Consider the following 21,685-nt stretch of genomic DNA (forward strand, 5'->3'; position numbering starts at 1 on the left):
CAGTTTCCTCCTACTCTACTTTTCCTGATTCGTCTTCAGGGAACCACTTGTTGTAAATCTCATCATAGGTTCCATCTTCACGCATTTCCCGCAAGGCTTGATTCACTGCATCAAGAAACGGCTTTTGTCCTTTATTGATGGCAATCCCATAAGGTTCTTCTGTAAAAGTTTCGCCAACTAAATGGTAATTGGGATTTTCACTCGCCATCCCTAATAAGATCGCATTATCCGTGGTCATAGCATCTCCTTGACCAGATTGTAATGCGGTAAAGGCTTCCGCATAATTCTCAAGTTCCAAAATTTGCGCTTCTGGTGCTGCTTCACGAATGTTCACAGCGGAAGTAGAGCCCTTCACGACCAATACAGTGGTATCTGCGGTCAAATCTTCGATCCCTTGAATAGGGCTGTCTTTGGCAACTAATAACGATTGGCCTGCATCAAAGTAGACATCGGAAAAATCGACCTGTTTTTTACGTTCTTCCGTGATAGTCATCGTGGCGATGATTGCATCGATGTTGCCGTTTTTCAAAAGAGGAATCCGAGTTTTTGAGGTTACTTCAACAAAGATGGCATTGCCATCACGACCTAAAATTTTCTCAGTGATTGCACGAGCGATATCAATATCGAATCCCCGTACTTCTCTGGTCGCGATATCCATTAATCCAAAAAGACGGGTATCGTTTTTTACGCCCCAAACGATCTGATTCGTCTCTTTGCTGTTTTCTAAAATATCGATCTCTGCGGCACTTTGTCCTTTACAACCTGAGAAAGTCACAAGGGCAAAGGCTAAGACTAGAAAGGAAAATATTTTCTTTCTCATAAGGGTTCCTCCTATTGCTTAATGATTGCTGACTTTGCTCAAGAATTGTTTTGCACGTTCGTCTCTTGGTGCATCAAAGAATCCATCGACATCGCGCCGATCCTCTAGGACTTGTCCTTCCGCCATAAAGACGATTCGATCTGCTACTTCACGGGCAAAGCTCATTTCATGGGTAACAACGATCATGGACATGCCTTCACTGGCAATTTTTTTCATGACATCCAAGACATCACCAATCATTTCTGGATCCAATGCTGATGTTGGCTCATCAAAAAGCAGCATTTCTGGTTTCATCGCAAGCCCTCTGGCAATAGCGACCCGCTGCTGTTGTCCGCCAGATAACATGGAAGGATAGGAATCTTTTTTATCTAACATCCCTACCCGATCAAGAAGCTTTTCCGCCAAATTGATGGCTTCTTGCTCATTTTGTTTTAATACTTTGATCGGTGCCAACGTAATGTTTTCTAACACGGTTTTATTTGGATACAAATTGAAATGTTGAAACACCATGCCGATGTTTTTTCTAATTTCTGTCATTTTGACATCTTTGTCAAACAAGTTCTTGCCATTGACCAATAATTGACCACCTGAAATGGTTTCTAGACCATTAATCGTACGGAGCATTGTACTTTTACCAGATCCTGAAGGTCCGATAACAACAACGACCTCACCTTTTTCAAATTCAAGGTTGATGTTTTTTAATGCATGGAACTTTCCGTAATATTTCTCTACGTTCTTAAATTCGATCATTGCCATTGATTCACACTCCTAGCTTTTTTTAAAATTAAATGAGTAATTGGAAAGATTTGATTCATATTATAGCTCAATCTTTTTTCATTTGTAAAGGTGCTTTTCCAATGTTCCCCCCTTATTTCTGAAAAGACAAGTGCTATTTTACTTTGATGTGAGGTTTTTGTCCATGAAAATTTTTCTCACCCCATCAGATCACAAGGAGAACCGGTTGTTTCTTTTGCTAAAAAAAGGTAAGATAAACCATATAACAAAGGAAAAGGTGGAAAAAAAGTGAATACGATTTTAACTGGCGACCGCCCAACTGGCAAATTGCATCTTGGCCATTATGTGGGGTCTTTAAAAAAACGGGTCGAAATGCAAGCTGACCCTGAAAATCAGCTTTATATCATGGTCGCTGACATGCAGGCACTAACAGATAATGCGAAAACACCTGAGAAGGTCTCAGCGAATATTCTAGAAGTTGCTTTGGATTATTTAGCCGTTGGACTGGATCCAGCAAAAACAACAATGTTTATTCAATCGCAAATCCCTCAACTCTCTGAATTGACGATGTATTATCTCAATCTAGTCAGTGTTGCTCGAGTACGACGCAATCCAACCGTTAAAGCCGAAATTGAACAAAAAAAATTTGGTGAAGGCGTCCCTTCAGGTTTCTTCATCTATCCTGTCTCTCAAGCAGCGGATATCACCGCTTTTAAAGCAAATTTAGTCCCCGTTGGAGAAGATCAAAAACCAATGCTGGAACAAACCCAAGAAATCGTGCATAGTTTTAATTCTACGTATAGTGAAGTATTAGTCGAACCAAAAGCGGTTTTACCGCCAAAAGGCATGGGACGTTTAGCGGGGATCGATGGGAACGGGAAAATGAGCAAATCACTGAACAATGGTATTTACTTAGCTGATCCAGCCGATGTATTACAAAAGAAAGTGATGAGCATGTACACGGACCCAAATCACATTCATGTCAACGATCCTGGACAAGTTGAAGGCAATATGGTCTTTACGTATCTTGATGTATTTGGCACTGAAAAAGAAAAAATTGCTGAATTAAAAGAACATTACACCCGTGGTGGATTAGGCGATGTCAAAATCAAACGCTATTTGATCGATGTTCTAGAAGCCGAATTTGCACCGATTCGTGAACGCCGTGAAGCTTTTGCAAAAGATCCCGGTGAAGTGATGAACTTATTAAAACTTGGTAGTGAAAAAGCAGAACAAGTTGCCGCTCAAACGTTAGCTGAAGTCAAAAATGCAATGGGCATCAATTACTTTGCTTAAAAAAACAAGCCTTTACGGCTTGTTTTTTTGTTTACAAATCGAAATGAATTCTTTCATGCAAAATCTATGTGCCAACTCTGTGTTAGATTTCACGAGAACCCTTCCTTCCCAGACTGACACTTTGTGTATTTTGATTTGATGCTGTTTCTTGGGCAAAAACTAAGAGAGCTGTCCTAAAAAATATCTTCATAAAATGTGGATTAGAAAATGCATTTTTTCAGCCTTGCCAGTGTTTAAAAAAAGTTGTACCAAAAAAGCTGGATTGCCTTCTATAGAGAAATCTTTTACGGCTTTCACTCAACTCCTCACATTCTTGTGTCATCTGAGCATCTATTATAATAGTAGAAAACGTTCCCCACCCAACTTCTTTGTATGGTGGAGAACGTTTTTCTACTTATTTGATTAGCGGATTTCTGCTTGAACTTTTTCTTCTAAGTTACGAGTAATTTTCGCTATTGCTTGATTGATCTCTTCATCCGTCAGGGTAGCTTCTGGATTGCTAAAGGTAAGGCTGTACCCTAATGATTTTTTGCCTGCTTCGATGTTTTTCCCTTGATAAACATCGAATAAACGAATCGCACTTAAGAAGCGACCTGCACTTTCTCGAATGATCTCCATCACGGACTGGTTATCGATCGTTTCATCAAGCAAGAATGCCATATCCCGCGTTACTGATGGGAACTTAGAAACTGGTTGATAGACCAATTGTTCTGTTTTCGCTGCTAACAGTTGATCTAAGTTCAATTCAGCAACATAGGTTTCACTCACTTCATAATCTTTGGCGATCGATGGGTGGGTTTGTCCCAAGAAGCCGATTTCTTGGTCATCTAGCAGGATCATTGCCGTACGGCCAGGATGCATCTCTTTGATAGCTGCCGTTTTTTGATAACGAATACGGTCGGTTAATGCCAACGAATCAAATAGATTTTCTAAAATGCCTTTCAAATGGAAGAAATCAACTTTTTGAGCTTTGGTTTGCCAGTCTTTCTCATGGATATTTCCTGTCAAAGCTAGCCCTAAGTGATTGACTTCTGTTGGCAGCTCGTGCTTACTGTCGCCTGTTTGATAGAAGACGCGACCAATTTCATACAAAGCAACACGATTGTTTTTACGTGCCAAATTGTACGCAACGTCGTCTAACAAGCCTGAAATCAGATTCAAGCGCAAGACGGCACGCTCTTCGGTCATTGGCCAATCCAATCGAGTCACTTGGCTCGATTTATCCGTAAATTGTTGTGCCTTCTCTTCAGTGGTCAAAGCATAGCTGATAGCTTCACTGACCCCGTTGCCTTCCAATAGCGTCCGAACTTCTCTAGTCAGACGTTGCGCTTTGGTTAGATGACCGGCAACCGTTTCTCCTTGCGGTAAAGTCGATGGCAAACGATCATAACCGTAAATACGCGCCACTTCTTCAATGATATCTGCTTCGATCGTAATATCCCAACGACGAGGTGGGACAGAAACAATATAGCTGTCTGCTTCTTGACGATGACCAAAGCCTAATGCATCAAAGATTTCTTGCACTTCTTCATCAGTGATTTCTGTGCCTAAATAGCTATTGATTCGAGCTAGAGTGATTGTAACCTCCACAGGTTCTACAGCTACTTGGGAACCTACTACCGCCCCTTTTAAGACCGTTCCGCCAGCAAGTTCTGCAATCAGTGCTGCTGCTGCATCACAAGCTTTTGCAACCGTTGCTTGGTTGATCCCTTTTTCAAAACGAGCAGAGGACTCACTTCTTAAATTGAATTTCTTTGAGGTTAAACGAATCGCTAATGGATCGAACAACGCCGCTTCTAAAGCGACTGTGGTCGTTGTTTCCGTGATTTCAGAATCAAGCCCTCCCATGACGCCTGCGAGCGCAACGGGTGTCGTTCCGTTGGTGATAACGATGTCTTCTGATGATAGCTGACGTGTTTCTCCATCTAAGGTAACCAGGCTTTCATTTTCTTTGCCGCGACGTACGAGTATTTCCTTGCTGTCTAGCTTTTGATAATCAAAAGCATGCAATGGTTGGCCAAATAATAGTAAGATATAATTTGTCACGTCCACGACATTGTTGATTGGACGAATGCCTTCATTCATCAAGCGATTTTGCAGCCATTGTGGACTTGGGGCGATCGTTACACCATCAATGATTCGAATTTGGTAGGCGGGTGCATCGGTTGCTTCCGTGACCTTCACCTGAATTTTATCGGCAGCAGCTACTTCACTTTCATTAAGCGCAATTTCAGGAAACTTCGGTGTTTGCCGATAGATGGCACCGACTTCATAAGCAACCCCCCGCATGCTCAACGCATCCGCGCGGTTCGGAGTGATCGATAATTCGATAATGTGATCATCCATATCGAGATAAGGAAAAACCGGTGCTCCTACTTCTGCTTCTGCTGGTAAATAATAGATTCCTTCTGCGTATTCCTTGGGGATTACACTATCAGCATACCCTAGTTCTTGCAATGAACAAATCATGCCGTTCGAAACTTCTCCCCGCATCTTGCTCTTTTTAATTTTTACATTGCCTGCGATTCGAGAGCCTGGTAATGCCACGATGACTTTGATGCCGCTTTTGACATTTGGTGCCCCACAAACGATTTGCGTGTCTTCTTCCTCACCAATATTTACTTGGCAAATCGATAGATGATCAGAATCTGGATGTGGTCGGCAGTCGGTCACTTCTCCGACAACGATTTTTTTTAAACCCTCTTCAGGCACGTCAATACCTTCGACTTCGATCCCCGTCACTGACATTTTATCCGCCAGCTCTTTTGGTGTGATCTCAGACAGATCAAGGTATTCATTTAACCATTTGTACGATACTAACATTTATTGTTCCCCCTTGAACTGGCGAATGAAACGCACATCATTTTGATAGAATTGGCGAATGTCGTTTACGCCGTAGCGCAGCATTGCCACTCGATCAGGACCTAAACCAAAAGCAAATCCTGAATATTGGGTTGGATCGATCCCTGACATTTCTAAGACGTTAGGATGCACCATTCCAGCACCGAGGATCTCGATCCAGCCAGTTTGTTTACAAACGTTACAACCCGCACCACCGCACTTGAAGCAGCTGACATCAACTTCGACCGATGGTTCTGTGAAAGGGAAATAGCTTGGTCGCAAGCGAATTTGGCGATCTTCACCAAACATTTTTTGCATCATGACTTCTAAGGTTCCTTTTAAGTCACCCATCGTAATATTTTTATCGATCACCAATCCTTCAATTTGATGGAATTGGTGGCTATGGGTCGCATCATCTGTGTCACGACGGAAAACTTTCCCTGGTGAGATCATCCGCAGCGGCCCTTTAGAAAAATCATGAGTCTCCATTGTTCGCGCTTGCACTGGTGACGTATGGGTCCGAATCAGCACTTCCTCTGAAATATAAAAAGTATCCTGCATGTCTCTGGCTGGATGATCTTTTGGCAGATTCATCCGTTCGAAGTTGTAATGATCTTTTTCCACTTCGTAGCCTTCAACTACTTGGTAGCCCATACCAACAAAGATATCTTCGATTTCTTCCATGATTTGCGTTAGCACATGGCGTGTTCCTCGGTCCATCTTTTTACCAGGCAAAGTCACGTCGATGGATTCTTCAGCAAGGGCTTTTTCCAAGTTTGCTGCTTCGATAGACGATTTTGCTTCTTCGATCGCTTCTGTCAAGATATCACGAATCTCGTTGGCATAGCTCCCCACCTTCGGCCGTTCTTCCGCAGAAAGATCTTTCATCCCCCGTAGAACTTCAGTAATGGGACCTTTTTTTCCAAGCACTTCCACTCGAATCTGATTCAAGTCATTCATGGTTGGACTTTCTTTGATTTTAAGCAATGTCGTTTCCTTCAATGCTTCTAATTTTTCTTGTAAAGACATGTGTTTCCTCCTTCTATACAGTGAATAGTGTAAAAAAACGATTTGACTGGAAAAAGTGACGATCTTTTGATAAAAAGACAAAAAAAGACGTCATCCCTAAAAAAAGGAACGACGTCTCGTGTTACCATCCTCATTCGCGGAAAGTTCCGCGCACTCACTTCGGCTAACGACAGCAACACTGCCGACTGATTGTTCTCAGCAAGCTCCAGAAGTGAAATTCATTTTTCGAATACAGGACTTGCTTTCAGTCTGTGACAAGTCTCCCTTTTTCTGATCCAGCCAAATTACTAGTTTCTATCAACGCTTTTTTTACTATTCATTTAAGCTTAGTTTACCTAATTTCCGTTGAGAAATCAACTGCATTCTTCCTCACGTACCCAGGTTTCTGCCCAACGCTTCACACTCATCATACTCTTTTCAAGAGCAATACCTCTTGGCGTCAAGCAGTAAAGATTGTTTTCTTTGCAGACAATTTCTTCCCGCTCTAATTCTTTCAAGCGTTCGACTAACACCCGATCACTCACTTGAGGAATCTTGTTTGCTAACTCAACAAATCTTTGTTTGCCGTCTTCAAGAAGGACATCAATGATCAAGCCGTTCCACTTTTTGCCTAAAATAGAAAAAGCTTTTTCAAATTTAGGACAAAGGGCATAATCCGATTCTACTTTTATCATTCTCCATCACCTCTTTTACCTATTATAGCATATGACTTACGAAATGTAAGAAACTAGGATCGATCAGCTAGAATGCCACGATCATCTTAGGTTTTAACAGCACTAAATAGGTCTGTTTCACTGGTTTGTTCAATGCTTTCTCCAATGCTTGGCAATAGAGTTTTAATTGACCATAATATCGTTCGCGCATTTTCTGTACAATCTGAGCCTGACTGCCGAACACATCATCTGTTTTAAAGTCATACAAAATGATTTCATCCGCCAATTCAATATAGCCGTCAATAATACCATGGATCAAAAGCGGCGCATCTGGTTCGTCAAACCCTTCAAAGATCGTATCGGCCTCTTTTAGCATCGAAAACGGCTGCTCTCGCTTCACCACATCAGAGAATTGGTTCAACAGTTCACCTAGTTCAGTTTGATAAAACCACAAAATACTCGATCGGTCAATTTTTTTGGCGATTTCTTCAGAAAAAAATTGCTTTTTCACGAGTTCAGCAATCAGGAGCGCCAAAGTATCTTGTGTTGGCTTCATTCCTAAGGGGATCATTTGCAAAACCGTATGTGTTGCGGTTCCGATACTGCTGGCGAGAGGCTTCGTTTCTTGCAGAAATTTGGGTTTCGCCAATTCATCTTGTACGTAGCGATATTGCTGAGGATTCGTCTTCTCGGAAACCGACCGCCATTCCAACAAAGTGGTCTGTTGATCATCAGGATCGTTATAGAGTCTTTTCAATTCTGAAACAGATTGATAACTAGTCGTTTGGGTCGCTTTTTGATAAGGATAGCGATAGGCTAGGCGTTTCAAAAGATCATCGATATTGCTATCTGGCGCAATCAATCGTTTAGGCTCCTCGACTGGCGCAAGCGTCTCTTGGACTTCTTGCGTGATCGTTTCTTGATTCCACCATGACAGACGAAAATGAGCAGGATGATCGATCGTTCGCTTGCGCTCTGACGCTTCGGAGAATACTGCTTCCATATCTGGATGGCGCATCAGGGTCCGTCCGACCCAATCCATCAAGCTCCCCCGTGCCACTAAGCGCAACGCTGGATCAAGAACCATCTCGGATTGTGTCAAGCCAGATTGCCATGTCTTGAAGGCATCCGCTTGATTTTTATAGGAGCCTACTAAGAAAAGCTTCTGCTCTGCTCGTGTCAATGCTACATATAATTTTCGCATCTCTTCTGACAAGGCTTTTTTCAAACGAACTTGCTTGATGGCTTGAAACGGTAGTGTTTCAAATTTAAGGTTTTCTGCGGGTTCCACATATTGGATCCCAGCCCCCAGCTGTTCTTCAAAGATATAGCGTTTTTGAAAATCTTGGTAATTAAAGAATTTTGTTGTATCCAATAAGAAGACTACAGGAAATTCCAAACCTTTACTTGCATGGACGGTCATCACACGAACTGCATCTTCTACTGGTGTAGCTAATGGCTCTGCCAAGTCCTTGTTTTTTTCTTGCATCTTTTCGATGAAGCGAATGAATTGGTACAACCCACGGAAACTGCTCTTTTCGTATTTCTCCGCTCTGTGGACCAATGCCGCTAAATTGGCATAGCGCTGCTGACCTGCAGGCAGTCCCACGACATAATCCAAATAGGCAGTATCTTCATAGATTTGCCAAAGCAAGGTTGGGATTGGTAATCGTCGTGCTTCCTCTCGCCATTGTTCCAGTTTTGTTAAAAATCCATCCACCGTTTGCCACAAGGGTGACGCTTCTTGTTGCCCATGGTAATCCAATACTGCATCGTAGTAGTCGCTGGAACGATTCGCTAAACGGATCTCAGCCAATTGATCTTCTGTTAGGCCGACGATTGGCGAACGCAAAACGGCCACAAGTGGGATATCTTGGTACGGGTTATCAATGATCTGCAACAAAGAAACGACGGTTTGGATCTCCGTTGCCTGAAAATAGTTTTGAGCATCATTGACCGCCATCGGAATCCCAAACTGCTTAAAGACATCCAAAATGACAAGATTGTTTTTACGTGTGGGGGTCAATAAGACGATGTCATTGTAAGTGATTGGTCGATTTGTTTTGGCTTTTTTGTCATAGATCATGAAGTTTGATTCAATCAACTCTCGAATCTTCAAGGCAGTGATCTGCATTTCACCTTCTGTTTTGTCATCGATCAATTGTTCTTCAGATTCATGCTCTTTTTCATATAACAAGAGCTCTGTGGCGAAGGCCTCGCTTTCTGGAAAATCAGGAAAACCGGTAATCAAGGCTGCTGCCTCATCGTAAGGGATTTGTCCAACCCTTTCATCCATCAGCTGTTGAAAAACTAGATTCGTAAAATCCAATACATCGGAACGAGAACGGAAATTTTCTGCTAAGACGATTCTCCGCCCACCATTCTCTGTTTCAAATGCCAAGTATTTTTCGATAAATAGCGTCGGATCTGCTAGTCGAAACGAATAGATCGACTGCTTCACATCCCCCACCATAAACATGTTGCCAGGGTTATGATCGACTTGTCTGACCCAATATAAAATTGCCTCTTGCAGCCGATTGACGTCTTGGTATTCATCGACTAAAACTTCTTCAAAGCGATCACGATAATAGGTCGACGCCTCGCTTCCACTGCCGTCTCCTTGTAAAATCTGCAAGGTGAAATGTTCCAAATCATTAAAGTCTAAACGGCCTTTTGAAAGCTTTCTTTCTTGAAATGCTTTCATAAATGCTTCGGTCATCGCTGCCATTTTTTCAACGACAGGTGCTGATCGATGAAGCAGCTCCATCATTTCAGCTGGTGGATACGGGAAGGTGGCTTTCAATTGCTCGACCAATTTTTTCGCATCATCGCGTAAGGGCTTGATTTCTTGGGACAATTCCTTTTGTTCTGGTTTGCGAAAAGCTGGGTAACGACCAAAACGCAATGTTTGGATCTGCTCATAGAAGCCATCGACATCGTCTGCATCCAGCAGAGCCTTTAAGGTTTCCACCATGCCCAATTCGGTATCGATCAACTGTGCCGCTTTTTCCATCGCTTCATCAGAACGGGCATAGTCTTGCGCCGCCTGCAGCAAATGCGCCGCTGTCTTCAAATTTTCTTGCAAAGTCGGTTTGATTTGCGATTGATACAGGATATTTTCAGCAAAGGTTTCTTTGCCGATATAGTGATCACTTAGATGAGCTAACCAGTTGACTGGATCTGGATTGGCTCGGGCAAAGTCATAAAGAGACAGGATCAGATCCCCGACGCCTTCATCAGAACGATCACTTGAAAAATTTTCCGTCAAACGAAAGAAGGCTTCATCATTGGCTTCATATTGTTGATCTCTCAGCTGTGTCCAGATTTCTTCTTTCATCAATAAAATTTCGGTTTCATCGGTCATCATGCGGAAATTGGGATCTAAATCGATCAAATAATAAAAACGCCGAATCACAGTTAAACAAAACGCATGCAAGGTAGAAATGTTAGCTGTCGGCAACAGCTGCAGCTGACGAACGAAGTGCTGGCGCTTTTGCTCGTCACTTTCTTGATTGATGGCCTGTTGCAATGCCACTTGAATCCGTTCTTTCATTTCTCGAGCAGCTGCTTCGGTAAAGGTTACGATCAGTAAAGAATCGATCGTCGTTCCTGCTTTTAGCTTTTCGATCACTCGTCGAACCAAAACGGTGGTTTTGCCTGAACCCGCTGAAGCGGAAACGAGGATATTATCCCCTTTATCAAAAATGGCTTGCCATTGGGTATCCGTAAAGGTTTCATTTTGCGGTTTTAAAGGGATCTTACTCATCTTCTTCCTCCCTTAAGCGATGGATAATCTCATCTTTAGATAAGTTTTCTAAACGGTGGTACTCATTTTCTTTCAACAATACATCAAAGTCACAGATGCTGCGAAACGGACAAAATTCACACGCCCGTTTTTTGTCTTTTATTTTATAAGACGGGTTTAAGGCGATTTCACCGCTCAACAGCTTCTCACCGCTTTGCTGCATGTTTTTACGATTGTGTTTTCTTAATAGTTCAAGCTCTTCTTCTGTATAAAACTTGTTTTTCGCCTGCGTTGTTTTTTGATAATTGCCGTTTTTGTCTTTTCGAACAGGAAATATCGGTGAATTTTTGCTGGCTTCAACATCCTCATCTAGCAACGGGAAAACAGCCGGTTCGTCAATAAACAACCCGTCATACTTGAAACGTTTTAAACGTTCTTCTTCACTGGCTTCTTGTCCGTCCAAAAGCGGATTATGCACATGCAGATAATAAGCCCCCGCTGGTCGCACATTTGGCGAACCAACCAGTTGGACAGCATCCGTCAATGCGACATCGAGATAGGTGATCAACTGCATCGCAAGTCCGTAGTATGCTTCAGAAAGGTCAAAATCTCGGCTGCTAGATTTATAGTCAACAACAGAAAGCCATTGTTCTTCTTCCGTTTTCGCCGTATCGACACGATCGATCTTCCCCCGCACATGCAGTTTCCCGCCAGAACTTAATGGCAATTCGATCCCATTGATCCCATTTGAGCCAGCGATCTGACCGAATAGCACCTCCGTCTTTTCAGGACTAAAATGCATTTTTTGTCCTTGTTTCGCTAATGCCCACGCTACTCGCTGAATCGTCTTGCCTAATTGATACCGAATAAAATTCATCCGAGCAGAGCTCGTCAGTAAGCGATAACGGCTTTCGCCAAAAATTTCCTGCAAAACGACTTCCACAAATTGCACGCGTTGGTCAGCAGTTAACTGGGTCAAGGAAATATTTTCAGCAATCAGGACTTTGACAAAGCGGTCCAACGCATCATGGAAAAACTCACCGGTCATTGCTGGATTTAAGCCATAAACTTCTCGTTCTTTTAACCGTAATCCGTAGCTGACGAAATACTTGTATTCACACTGATAGAACGTCTCCATCTGAGAAATGGAACTGTAGATCGACGGTCCATATAGTGCCGCAGCTTGTGCTTGAGACAAAGGAATCGGAATATTTTGATGGGTTTGGCTTTCAAATACTTGGGCAGCTAAATCTGTCCATTCCGAACGCAGCAGTGCTTGTTTCAGCTGCTCCCAAACCCTCGGCAAATTCTCTTTGTTTTTTTGCGCTTGCTGACTGAGGTTATTGATTTGATAGATCAGGCCACGGTAACTGCCGACATAGTTTCTTGGATCGCTGACTAGCGTCAATATCCCTCGCTCTTGCAGTGGGACATCCAAACGTTTGACCACGCGATCTAAATAAGGCGACATTTTGATGTTTTGCTGGGTATCAAAATTAACGGCATAGGACAGTGATAAGTGTTCCGTTGCTGAAAGCAAGACAGAATAAAAGGCAAATGGCTCTTTGACACTGCCTTCCACCACTGTATCTCTAAGGTATTTTTCACCATTGAACAACTGATTGAAATGCTGACGTTCTTCATTCGTCAACAACGTTTTGTTCTCTATTTTTCTTGGTAACGCCGTTTCATTTAATCCCGGTGCAAATGTGATCTTTGCTTGCTTTGGACGTGCCAGATCAAGGCGATTGATGTTGACTTGGTCGATCGCTGTTGGGATCTTCCCGAATGTGACATTTTCTAAGCCAGTCAATAAGACATCCTCAAAGAGCGCAAAATCAAAGGACTCTTCCCCATAGATCGCAGCATATTCATCAAGCAAATCCATCAAGGCTTGCCATGCTTGTTCATGATTACGGGCTTGATCCAACTTCCCTTGCTGGATCGCTTGATCTCGCCAATGCCGCAGTTGTTCTTCAACACCGGCATTCAGTAAAAAGCGATACAGCAGTTCGACCGCATCGCGGTTCGTTCTAGCAGCCGTCAGCCAGTCTAGAGTATCAGCAACATCTTGTTTAAAGGCCCTGCGCAACTGGTTGGTATACGCTGTCAAATCCACTTTATCCGTCTGCTCTTCTTCCGATTGTAAATACTCGATCAGTTCCCAATCTTCGTTTCTCGTCCAACTCGCTCCTTGGAAATCATGAGCCAACGCTTTGTTCTCGGTAATATCCACCAACTTACGAAACTGGTCACGCCCAACGAGCCAATCTGCTTCGGAGCGATAGGCTGCCGGTAAGTAAAGTTCCGTTCTAAGCAACCGTAAAATATCATTTAAGCGAAAGCCATAGGATTGACAAGCAAAAAAAGCATTCAAAAACTCAACCAATGGATGTTGCGCCATCATCTGCTCTTCATCGATATAAAAAGGAATCTCAAACTCAGTAAAAATTTTAGGGATATATTGATGATAGATTTCTGGTTCGGCGATCAATAATTGGATTTCTCGGTATCGTAATGCTGGGTACCGTTTCTTATCGCTCATCATCCCACGGATCGACGCTGCAATCTGACGGATCTCTTCTTCTGGATTCCCAACTTTCCAAATTGCCAGAAAGTCCTTCACAGAGGACTGTTGCTGATAGTTGACTTGTGACTGAGTCTGTCGCCAAAATGTTTCAATTTCATTATACGCCTGTTGCATCGATCCCTTCGCTTCCTTGTCTACCTCTTGGTTGACCGAAAGTTTCTGATCCAAATAAATCGGCACTTGATTTTCTCGGGCAAAACTGATCAATTGATAATAGGTTCGCCCTGCTTCATAAAACAAATTTAACGGTGAAGGCAGCTCTTGTGGATACCCACGATCCAGAAAAAGATCAATAATGACATGACTTTTTTTCATCAACACTTGAATCAGCTGCTGTTCCTGTGTTGAAAAAGCGGAAAACCCACTGATAATAAATAAGGCATGGGAAAGATCTGGTGCTTTGTTCATTGACACCGCGTTAGGCATTGCTTGCTCCACTGGAGAATCATCCAGCAAGGAACCTTCAAGAAAGCGTGTCAACAAGGTGATCGGTTGTTCGACTTGTAATGCACGCTCCAGAAGTTCTTGTTCAAATCGTTGAAATATTTTCGCTAATTCACTGTATTTTTTCTCCTCGTCTTGGGTTGCGCTTGGTGCAGCACCACCTGCCAATAAATCTTCGATCCCCAATCGACTTGTATGCATTTCTTGATAGAACGCCAACAATTGCTGGATAAAACCCGCTTTGTTGATCTCACCACGGTATAAGACGAGTTCTTCTTCTAGTTCCAAAAGCAGCTTACGCATGATCATGGAGGCACCATTTTCAGTGATGGCATTTTGAGAAAGCAAGCCGGTTTGCTGCAAATAAAACCAAGCCAAACGGTGAAAACTATACACTTGCGCGCGAATAGAAGCAAAATCTTCTACGCGATCCTCTTTCAGTAATTGAAGGATCTCACGCTCTCGTTCAAATTTGTTGTAGTTAGGTACCAGGAAAAATACTTCTTGATGGTCTTTTTCTAACCAACTTTTTGCATTTTCTATCACTGCTTGATCATGACGACAACGGCCATCGCCAAGGATAAATCGTAAACTCATGAAAGGACTCCTTCTCTCCATCGTCTTTTAAAAAAAACACTAAAAATCAGCGACACGCTTCTTCAAATGCGTCTTTGTTTTTAAAAGAATCTCCTTAAAAACAAAAAAACGGTCGCAGAATTTCACTCTTTGCCTAGCATACCAAAATCGGCAATTGGCCAGAATACAAATTTTACATCACCCAAAATCTTTGCTTCATCGATCAGACCTAATTGACGACTATCTTTGGAAATTCGGCGGTTATCCCCTAACACTAAAATTTGACCTTCAGGAATGACTTCAACACCAAATAACCCCATATCAAAATCACTGGTCAATGGAAAGCCATCTGTGACAGCTGCTTTGAATTCATCCAAGTAGGGTTCATCATATGCTTGTCCATTGATATAAAGGGTATCGTTTTGATAGGAAACCTGATCGCCAGGTAAACCGATCACGCGTTTGATATAGTTTTTGCCTGCTTCATCCGGTGCTTCAAACGTTACGATATCGAAACGTTCGATCTCGGTATTTTTCAAAGCAATCACCCGCTCACCATCATGTAATGTGGGATCCATCGAATCTCCTTTTACGATCACAGGAGTAAAGACATACTGTCTTAATAACAAGAGGAATAAAGTGAAGATCACGACAAATCCTACTGTTTTTAAAAGCTCTTTTACTTGTTGCACGCGTTCCTCACTCCTTGAATATTTTACTATATTTATCAAGAATCGAACAAACATTCTTATTTTTCTATTCTACCATAAAATGATAGGAGCAGGACATTTCCCCTTTGGTTCTTTACAAAAATTTGGAGAATCAAGAGACTTGCATATGAATTGTCATCCTTTCTGATCCGTGCTAGGGTTAAATAAGAACCCATTATTGAAAGGAAGTGCCAAGATGAACCAACAGTTACCACAAGTACCAACAAAGTTATTGATTAACGGAAAATGGCTTGAAGGAACAAAAGAGTCGGTTTCGGTTACCAATCCTGCCACTAATGAAGAACTCGTAAAAGTCAGTCAAGGAGGGATCGAGGAAACCAAGCAAGCAATCGATGCCGCAGCGATTGCTTTTCCCGAATGGTCAAAACGCTCCCCTCGAGAACGTGCCGATTTGATGAACGTCATTGCTGATTTGATGGAGGAAGAAAGCGATCGTTTAGCAAAAATCATGAGTATGGAACAAGGAAAACCATTAAAAGAAGCGGAGGCAGAAATCCAATCCAACGTTGACAATTTCCGTTGGAATGCAGCTGAAGCGCAACGGGTCTATGGCGAAGTGATTCCAGCCCCTGAACACAATCATTGGCTGGTACGCAAAGAAGCGATCGGGGTTGTTGGCGCGATCACACCTTGGAACTTTCCTTCTAACATGATTGCAAGAAAAATTGCACCTGCTATGGCCGTTGGCTGTACCCTTGTTATGAAACCATCAAAAGAAACCCCACTATCCGCATTAGCTTTAGGCGAGCTTTTTCAACAAGCAGGACTTCCAGACGGGGTCGTCAATATCGTCTTAGGTGATTCTTCTGAGATTGGGAAAGAATTGACCGAAAATGAACAAGTCAAAAAAATCACCTTTACCGGCTCCACGAAAGTTGGGATGAAATTATATGAACAAGCAGCACCAACTCTGAAAAAAGTTTCATTGGAGCTAGGTGGTCATGCCCCGTTTCTTGTTTTTGCTGATGCTGATTTAGATTTAGCTGCTGAAAAATTAATTGCAGCAAAATTCCGCAACAACGGTCAGGTCTGTACATCCCCCAATCGAATTTTTGTCGAAGAGTCCGTCAAAGACGCCTTTACCAAAACATTACTAGCGAAAATGGAAACCGTAACGGTCGGCAATGGTCTGGAAAACCCTACTGTTGGTCCTTTGATCAACCAAGCAGGCGTTGAAAAAGTCATCGAGCAGTTGGAAGATGCGGTAAATAAAGGAGCTGAAGTTTTACTCGGTGGTAAGAAGCTTACTGAAGGTGAATACGAAAAAGGCAACTTCTTCGCACCAACGGTCATCGATGGGATTACTTCTGAGATGGCTATCTACTATGAAGAAACCTTTGGACCTGTGATTCCATTGATCTCATTTACGGATCGACAAGCAGTCATCGCTGCGGCAAATGATACGGAATTTGGACTAGCTTCCTACTTCTTTTCAACGAATTTGCAAACGATCTCGAATGTAGCCCAAAACCTCCAATATGGGATGGTTGGGGTCAATGACATTGCGATCTCAAATCCGGCGGCTCCCTTCGGCGGCGTCAAGCATTCCGGTTTTGGTCGTGAAAACGGCAAATATGGCCCTGAAGAATACGTGACCGTTAAATTCATTGCTATCGATGCCCAATAAGAAAAAGTCAGGTGCGTTTGCCTGACTTTTTGACGTCCCAAGCATTTTCTTTTACTAACATTAAGTAAGAATGTATACTTCACTCTATGACAATAGAAAAGGTGGGAATACGATGACAAAATTTCTTGATACAATCAAACAGCGCCGCTCAATCTATGGGCTAGGTAAAAATGTGGCTCTTTCCGACACTGAAATCGAAGACATTGTGAAAGAAGCAGTGAAAAATAGTCCAACTGCGTTTAACGCACAATCACCAAGAGCCGTGATTTTATTTGGCGAAGCCCACGAAAAATTGTGGACATTAACAGAGGCTGCGATAGAACCATTGACACCACCCGAAGCGTTTGAAGCGACAAAACAAAAACTTGCTGGTTTTAAAGCGGGTTACGGAACCGTTCTATTCTTTATTCACACGGATACCGTGAAAAATTTGCAAGAGCAATTTGCTCTATATGCAGAGAACTTTCCCGTTTGGGCAGAACAATCGAATGGGATCGCTCAAGCGAACGCTTGGACCGCTTTAGAAGAAGCTGGATTAGGTGCCAACTTACAGCATTACAACCCTGTCATCGATGATGCTGTTGCAGCTGAATGGTCAATTCCTGAAAATTGGCAACTACGGGCGCAACTAGTCTTTGGTTCAAAAGAAAGCGAACCGAACGAAAAAGAATTTCTAAGTGACGATGAGCGCTTCCGCGTGTTCCATTAATCAATTTTCAACCTAAAAAAAGACCCTTGATTACGCCTTAAACTGGCAGTAATCGAGGGTCTTTTAGTCCTTTGTTCCTTGATCATGATCGACTAAAATATCGATCGGTGTCCCTTCATTCAAGTGTTCTGACAAGAAAACAACCAATTCTGCTAATGGCTGCTTGAATTTCATCAATGGGCCTCTCATCCCTCTTCGAAAATAGTTCATCTTGATGGGCTGCCCTTCCTTTTCTTGAAATAAAACGACTCGATCGATCTCTTGGTATAGTATCCCTTTGATACTCATTGGATGGACAATGATTCGATCAAGTGCTAAGCCGCGGCTATCTAAAACAAAGCTCAAAAAGACCAAACCCGAAACGATCCCTCGCACCCGATTATCAAGTGCCTCTTCCATCATCACCATAGATAGGATAATCATTACTGAAAAAATCGTAATGGCGACCTTGCTTAGTTTGCGCTCCACAGCAAGAAATTGAATGTCTTTCCGTACCACGAATAAATAAAGGTATAAAACGATCGTAAAGGCACACATCACTAGCGTTAACCCACTCATAATACTCTCCGTTCTGTTTTCTTTTCCTTATTCTACCAAAAAAACCTCTGATACAAAAGGCTTAGCCTATTTCGTAGGTTTTTTGATATCTATTTTAACAAGAATTCGGTACAATAGGAAAAAAAGGAGGAATTATCATGAATGCATTTTTTGATAAATTACAACGCTATGATTTACTTCGTGCCGTCGTATATATCGTCTTTGGCTTCATCATCTTGATTGCACCACGATCTGTCTTCAACACGATCGTTTATCTTGTTGCCGGGTATATTGCATGTTTAGGGATCATTAGCTTGTATACGAGCTACAAAGAAAAACAAAAGGGCTATCGCAATGTGCAATCCGTCTCTGGTATCTTACTGCTAATTGCGGCAGCTGCGATTTTAGTTTTTGCCAAAGGGTTACTTGCCATCGTGCCATTTTTCTTAGGAATCATGATCACCATCAGCGGTTGCACCCGATTGATGGCAAGCTTTAACCAAAAACGCATTGGTTTACCTTATATCACTAGCTTGATCATCAGTCTATTGATCATTGCTGCAGGGATCATCCTAGTATTGAATCCCTTCGCCACTTGGTTGTTATTCTTCCAAATTTTTGGCGGGATCTTGATTTTCATGGGTGCCTCCGATGCGGTCAACCATTTTCAACGAAAAAGAGCCTAATAAATGAGAATGTTTTAAAATTTCCTACGAATCTAACATCTACATGTAGACTTTTCCCGCTATTCCTTTTAAAATAGGAGATATCAAACAGTCAGTCCATTGACACGCGGGAGGTGCGACATGAAGAAAATCAAGCAAGAAGCAAAACATCCAAACGATGTACCGGTAATTTTTTTGACCGATGCAACTGGCAAAGTCGTACGAAAAATCTCGATCAATGAGTGGCGTGCGCTTAAAGCAACCCCTGACCAGATCGAAGAACTTGATATCAAATTGTATCGTGAAGCAATCAGTTTTTATCTTCAAGAAGACTACGCAAAAGCAAAAGATCTTTTGCATTTCTTGATCAACAAAACAGACTATAGTCATTATGAATACGTGGAACGACTAGCAAATATCTACCGCATCGAAAACCGTCCCGCTAAAGAAAAAGACCTGTTACTGACTGCTTATCATGCAATCAAACCGTTGGATTCCTCTGAAGGGATTTTAAGAAGGATCGAAAATCGATTGCAAAAAATCGATGCCTTTGATTTTCCAACTTCGACACAATTCAGTCATTAAAAAAGCAGCTATCCTTCGATAGCCGCTTTTTTTTATGCATCTGGCAGTTTGCGCAAAAGGCGCAACCCGTTAAACAATACAATCAACGTACTTCCTTCATGGGCAAATACCCCCAGCCCAATATTCATTTTTCCAAATAGATTCAACCCGACTAATAATGCGACGATAAACATGGAGAAGAAAATATTTTGCCAAATGATTCGATCCATTTTCTTCGCTAAGCGATAGGCATACGCGAAGCGTGAAAGATCATTTTTCATGATCACGGCGTCCCCCACTTCGATAGCAACATCTGACCCTTCCCCCATCGCAAAACCGATGTCTGCCTGAACAAGTGCGGGCGCATCATTGATGCCATCCCCCACCATGGCGGTTTGTCCGTAGGCTTCTTGGAGTGCTCGAACCGCTTCCGCTTTGTTCTCAGGCAACACATTAGCCGCCACTTGATCAACGTTTAGCCGCTTTCCGATGGCTTCCCCAGCAGACGCACTATCTCCGGTGATCATAACGGTATGGATCCCTTCATTTTTTAAATAACGAATCACAGAAGCTGCCTGTTCGTTCGGCTCATCCATCAAAGCGATGATTGCGACAACCTCTTCATTAATGGAAAAAAAGACCATCGTTTTTCCTTGCGCCTCCAGGTGACGGTACTGTTGCTCCAACGAACCTGTTAACTGGGAGTTTTCGGTTCTTTTTCCTAATCGATAGGTTTTTGTTCCTGAGACGGCTACTAAACCGGAACCAATCTCATTCGTAACCGTCAGCTGTTCGTTTTGCTGCCCTTTATTGTTCTTCTCAAAATAAGTAACGATCGCATCTGCTAATGGATGATTGGCTTGTTTTTCCAGCGAAACGATGATGGAAGCGGCCTCTGCTTGATCGATGGCTTCAGCGAAAATGACATCCGTGACCGTTGGTTTTCCGACGGTCAACGTGCCCGTTTTGTCAAATGCCACCGCTTTGATCTGAGCAAAATTCGTTAAGTAGTTGCTGCCTTTAAAAAGAATCCCTTTTTTCGCTAGATTTGAAATCGCAGATAAACTAGCAGGTACCGCACTTGCTGCTAACGCACAAGGAGACGCTGCAATCATCATCACGATCCCGCGATAAAAACTGGTATACCAATCCCAACCAAGTAGAAACGGTGCTGTTAAGATGAACAAAGGGACTGCAATGAAAACAATGGTTACATAGATTGGTTCGATTTTTTTGATTCGTGTTTCTGTTGGTGACTGATTCGACTGTGCCGCTTCAACGACTGAAAGAATTTTGGCAAAGACCGTTTCCGAGCTGTCTTTTGTGACTTCCATCAAAAATGTTCCATTGCCATTGATGGTACTGCCATAAACTTCGTCTCCCGTTGTTTTTTCTCGCGGTATACTCTCGCCATTGATGGAAGCTTCGTTGATGGCACTCGTGCCAGAAAGAATCACCCCATCTGTTGCTAACTGATCACCAGGCAAAACTTGTAAAATATCCCCTTTTTTTATCTCTGAAGCAGCAATTTTTTTGGTTTTCCCATCTGGGCCTATCAAACGTGCTTCCGTTGGATTCAATTTGAGAAGATTGGTAATTTCACGTCGGCTTTGCCCTTCCGCGTATTCTTCTAAAAAGTGAGCACCAGCAAAAATCAAAATCAGTAAGGCTGCCTCATTAAAATTGCCTATGATCATTGACCCTATCGCTGCTAATAACATCAATAGATGTACATTTGGCGTAAAGCGCCGATTGATTCTTGTGCTTTTTACGGTATCCTCGATCCCTTCCCACGAAATGTGGTAGCCCGCTAATAAAACTGCAGCAAAATAAACCCCGTCTTTTACCCATTGATTCGAAATAAACAGCGCCACTATAAAGATGATTACCCCCGCGAAGTAAACCTTACGAGGAAACGTCCCATGATCATGGGTATGCGTATGTCCCTTCGTTTTTGTGTGCTCGTGTTGACAAGTATGTTCAGCCATCATCAAAACCTCCTCTATTCCATCGAACATATGAACGATCAATCATGTTTATACCCTGATTATATATGAACAAACAATCATATGTCAACCGAAATAAGTTTTTCTTGTGAAATGTAAGCGTTTATGGTTTTGAGA

General features: G+C 42.4%; 15 protein-coding genes. 5 read left to right on the forward strand and 10 right to left on the reverse strand.

Annotated elements, in window-relative coordinates; genetic code table 11:
* Positions 1-10 precede the first annotated feature (10 nt).
* Positions 11-820, reverse strand: a complete 810-nt coding sequence (locus ACTW1R_RS08835; protein ID WP_005226187.1) for a transporter substrate-binding domain-containing protein — start codon at positions 818-820, stop codon at positions 11-13.
* Between the two features lie 18 nt (positions 821-838).
* Positions 839-1,576: an amino acid ABC transporter ATP-binding protein gene (locus tag ACTW1R_RS08840; protein WP_005226188.1), complete on the reverse strand. Its 738-nt coding sequence runs from the start codon at positions 1,574-1,576 to the stop codon at positions 839-841.
* Between the two features lie 267 nt (positions 1,577-1,843).
* Between ACTW1R_RS08840 and trpS the strand changes: the two genes are divergently transcribed.
* Complete coding sequence (gene trpS, locus ACTW1R_RS08845; protein WP_005236112.1) at positions 1,844-2,851, forward strand: tryptophan--tRNA ligase; 1,008 nt, start codon at positions 1,844-1,846, stop codon at positions 2,849-2,851.
* Positions 2,852-3,253: 402 nt separating this feature from the next.
* Here the strand turns inward: trpS and pheT are convergent, their stop codons facing one another.
* From pheT to lepB, 6 genes are all read right to left on the reverse strand, one after another.
* Positions 3,254-5,674, reverse strand: a complete 2,421-nt coding sequence (gene pheT / locus ACTW1R_RS08850; RefSeq protein WP_489927260.1) for a phenylalanine--tRNA ligase subunit beta — start codon at positions 5,672-5,674, stop codon at positions 3,254-3,256.
* Entirely contained in the window at positions 5,675-6,721 is a 1,047-nt protein-coding gene (gene pheS / locus ACTW1R_RS08855; RefSeq protein WP_005226191.1) for a phenylalanine--tRNA ligase subunit alpha, read from the reverse strand.
* 353 nt (positions 6,722-7,074) lie between these two features.
* Complete coding sequence (locus tag ACTW1R_RS08860; protein ID WP_005226192.1) at positions 7,075-7,395, reverse strand: winged helix-turn-helix transcriptional regulator; 321 nt, start codon at positions 7,393-7,395, stop codon at positions 7,075-7,077.
* Between the two features lie 67 nt (positions 7,396-7,462).
* On the reverse strand, positions 7,463-11,140 hold the full coding sequence (addA, locus tag ACTW1R_RS08865; RefSeq protein ID WP_489927261.1) for a helicase-exonuclease AddAB subunit AddA: 3,678 nt from the start codon (positions 11,138-11,140) through the stop codon (positions 7,463-7,465).
* Complete coding sequence (locus tag ACTW1R_RS08870) at positions 11,133-14,750, reverse strand: PD-(D/E)XK nuclease family protein (protein WP_142974287.1); 3,618 nt, start codon at positions 14,748-14,750, stop codon at positions 11,133-11,135. The genes addA and ACTW1R_RS08870 overlap by 8 nt, the downstream gene beginning before the upstream one ends.
* 122 nt (positions 14,751-14,872) lie before the next feature.
* Positions 14,873-15,421 carry a signal peptidase I gene (gene lepB / locus ACTW1R_RS08875; RefSeq protein ID WP_142974288.1) on the reverse strand — a complete coding sequence of 183 codons (549 nt, stop codon included), beginning with the start codon at positions 15,419-15,421 and terminating at the stop codon, positions 14,873-14,875.
* 214 nt (positions 15,422-15,635) lie between these two features.
* On the opposite strand from lepB, the gene ACTW1R_RS08880 reads away from it, so the two are divergent.
* Together ACTW1R_RS08880 and ACTW1R_RS08885 are read left to right on the forward strand one after the other, a co-directional pair.
* Complete coding sequence (locus ACTW1R_RS08880) at positions 15,636-17,087, forward strand: NAD-dependent succinate-semialdehyde dehydrogenase (protein WP_159161481.1); 1,452 nt, start codon at positions 15,636-15,638, stop codon at positions 17,085-17,087.
* 112 nt (positions 17,088-17,199) lie between these two features.
* Positions 17,200-17,796, forward strand: a complete 597-nt coding sequence (locus tag ACTW1R_RS08885) for a nitroreductase family protein (RefSeq protein WP_074933687.1) — start codon at positions 17,200-17,202, stop codon at positions 17,794-17,796.
* 63 nt (positions 17,797-17,859) lie between these two features.
* On the opposite strand, the gene ACTW1R_RS08890 is transcribed toward ACTW1R_RS08885, so the two are convergent.
* Positions 17,860-18,354, reverse strand: coding sequence for a hypothetical protein (locus tag ACTW1R_RS08890; protein WP_128432766.1), 495 nt, complete (start codon positions 18,352-18,354; stop codon positions 17,860-17,862).
* Between the two features lie 137 nt (positions 18,355-18,491).
* Between ACTW1R_RS08890 and ACTW1R_RS08895 the strand changes: the two genes are divergently transcribed.
* Together ACTW1R_RS08895 and ACTW1R_RS08900 are read left to right on the forward strand one after the other, a co-directional pair.
* A complete protein-coding gene (locus ACTW1R_RS08895; RefSeq protein WP_005226199.1) occupies positions 18,492-19,019 on the forward strand; it encodes an HdeD family acid-resistance protein in 528 nt (175 codons plus the stop codon).
* Positions 19,020-19,139: 120 nt separating this feature from the next.
* Positions 19,140-19,583: a hypothetical protein gene (locus ACTW1R_RS08900; protein WP_005226200.1), complete on the forward strand. Its 444-nt coding sequence runs from the start codon at positions 19,140-19,142 to the stop codon at positions 19,581-19,583.
* Between the two features lie 32 nt (positions 19,584-19,615).
* On the opposite strand, the gene ACTW1R_RS08905 is transcribed toward ACTW1R_RS08900, so the two are convergent.
* The gene (locus ACTW1R_RS08905; RefSeq protein ID WP_159161482.1) at positions 19,616-21,550 is read right to left on the reverse strand and encodes a heavy metal translocating P-type ATPase; all 1,935 of its coding nucleotides are present in this window, start codon (positions 21,548-21,550) and stop codon (positions 19,616-19,618) included.
* Positions 21,551-21,685 lie beyond the last annotated feature (135 nt).

It is taken from the genome of Enterococcus sp. R12 (genome assembly GCF_058135755.1).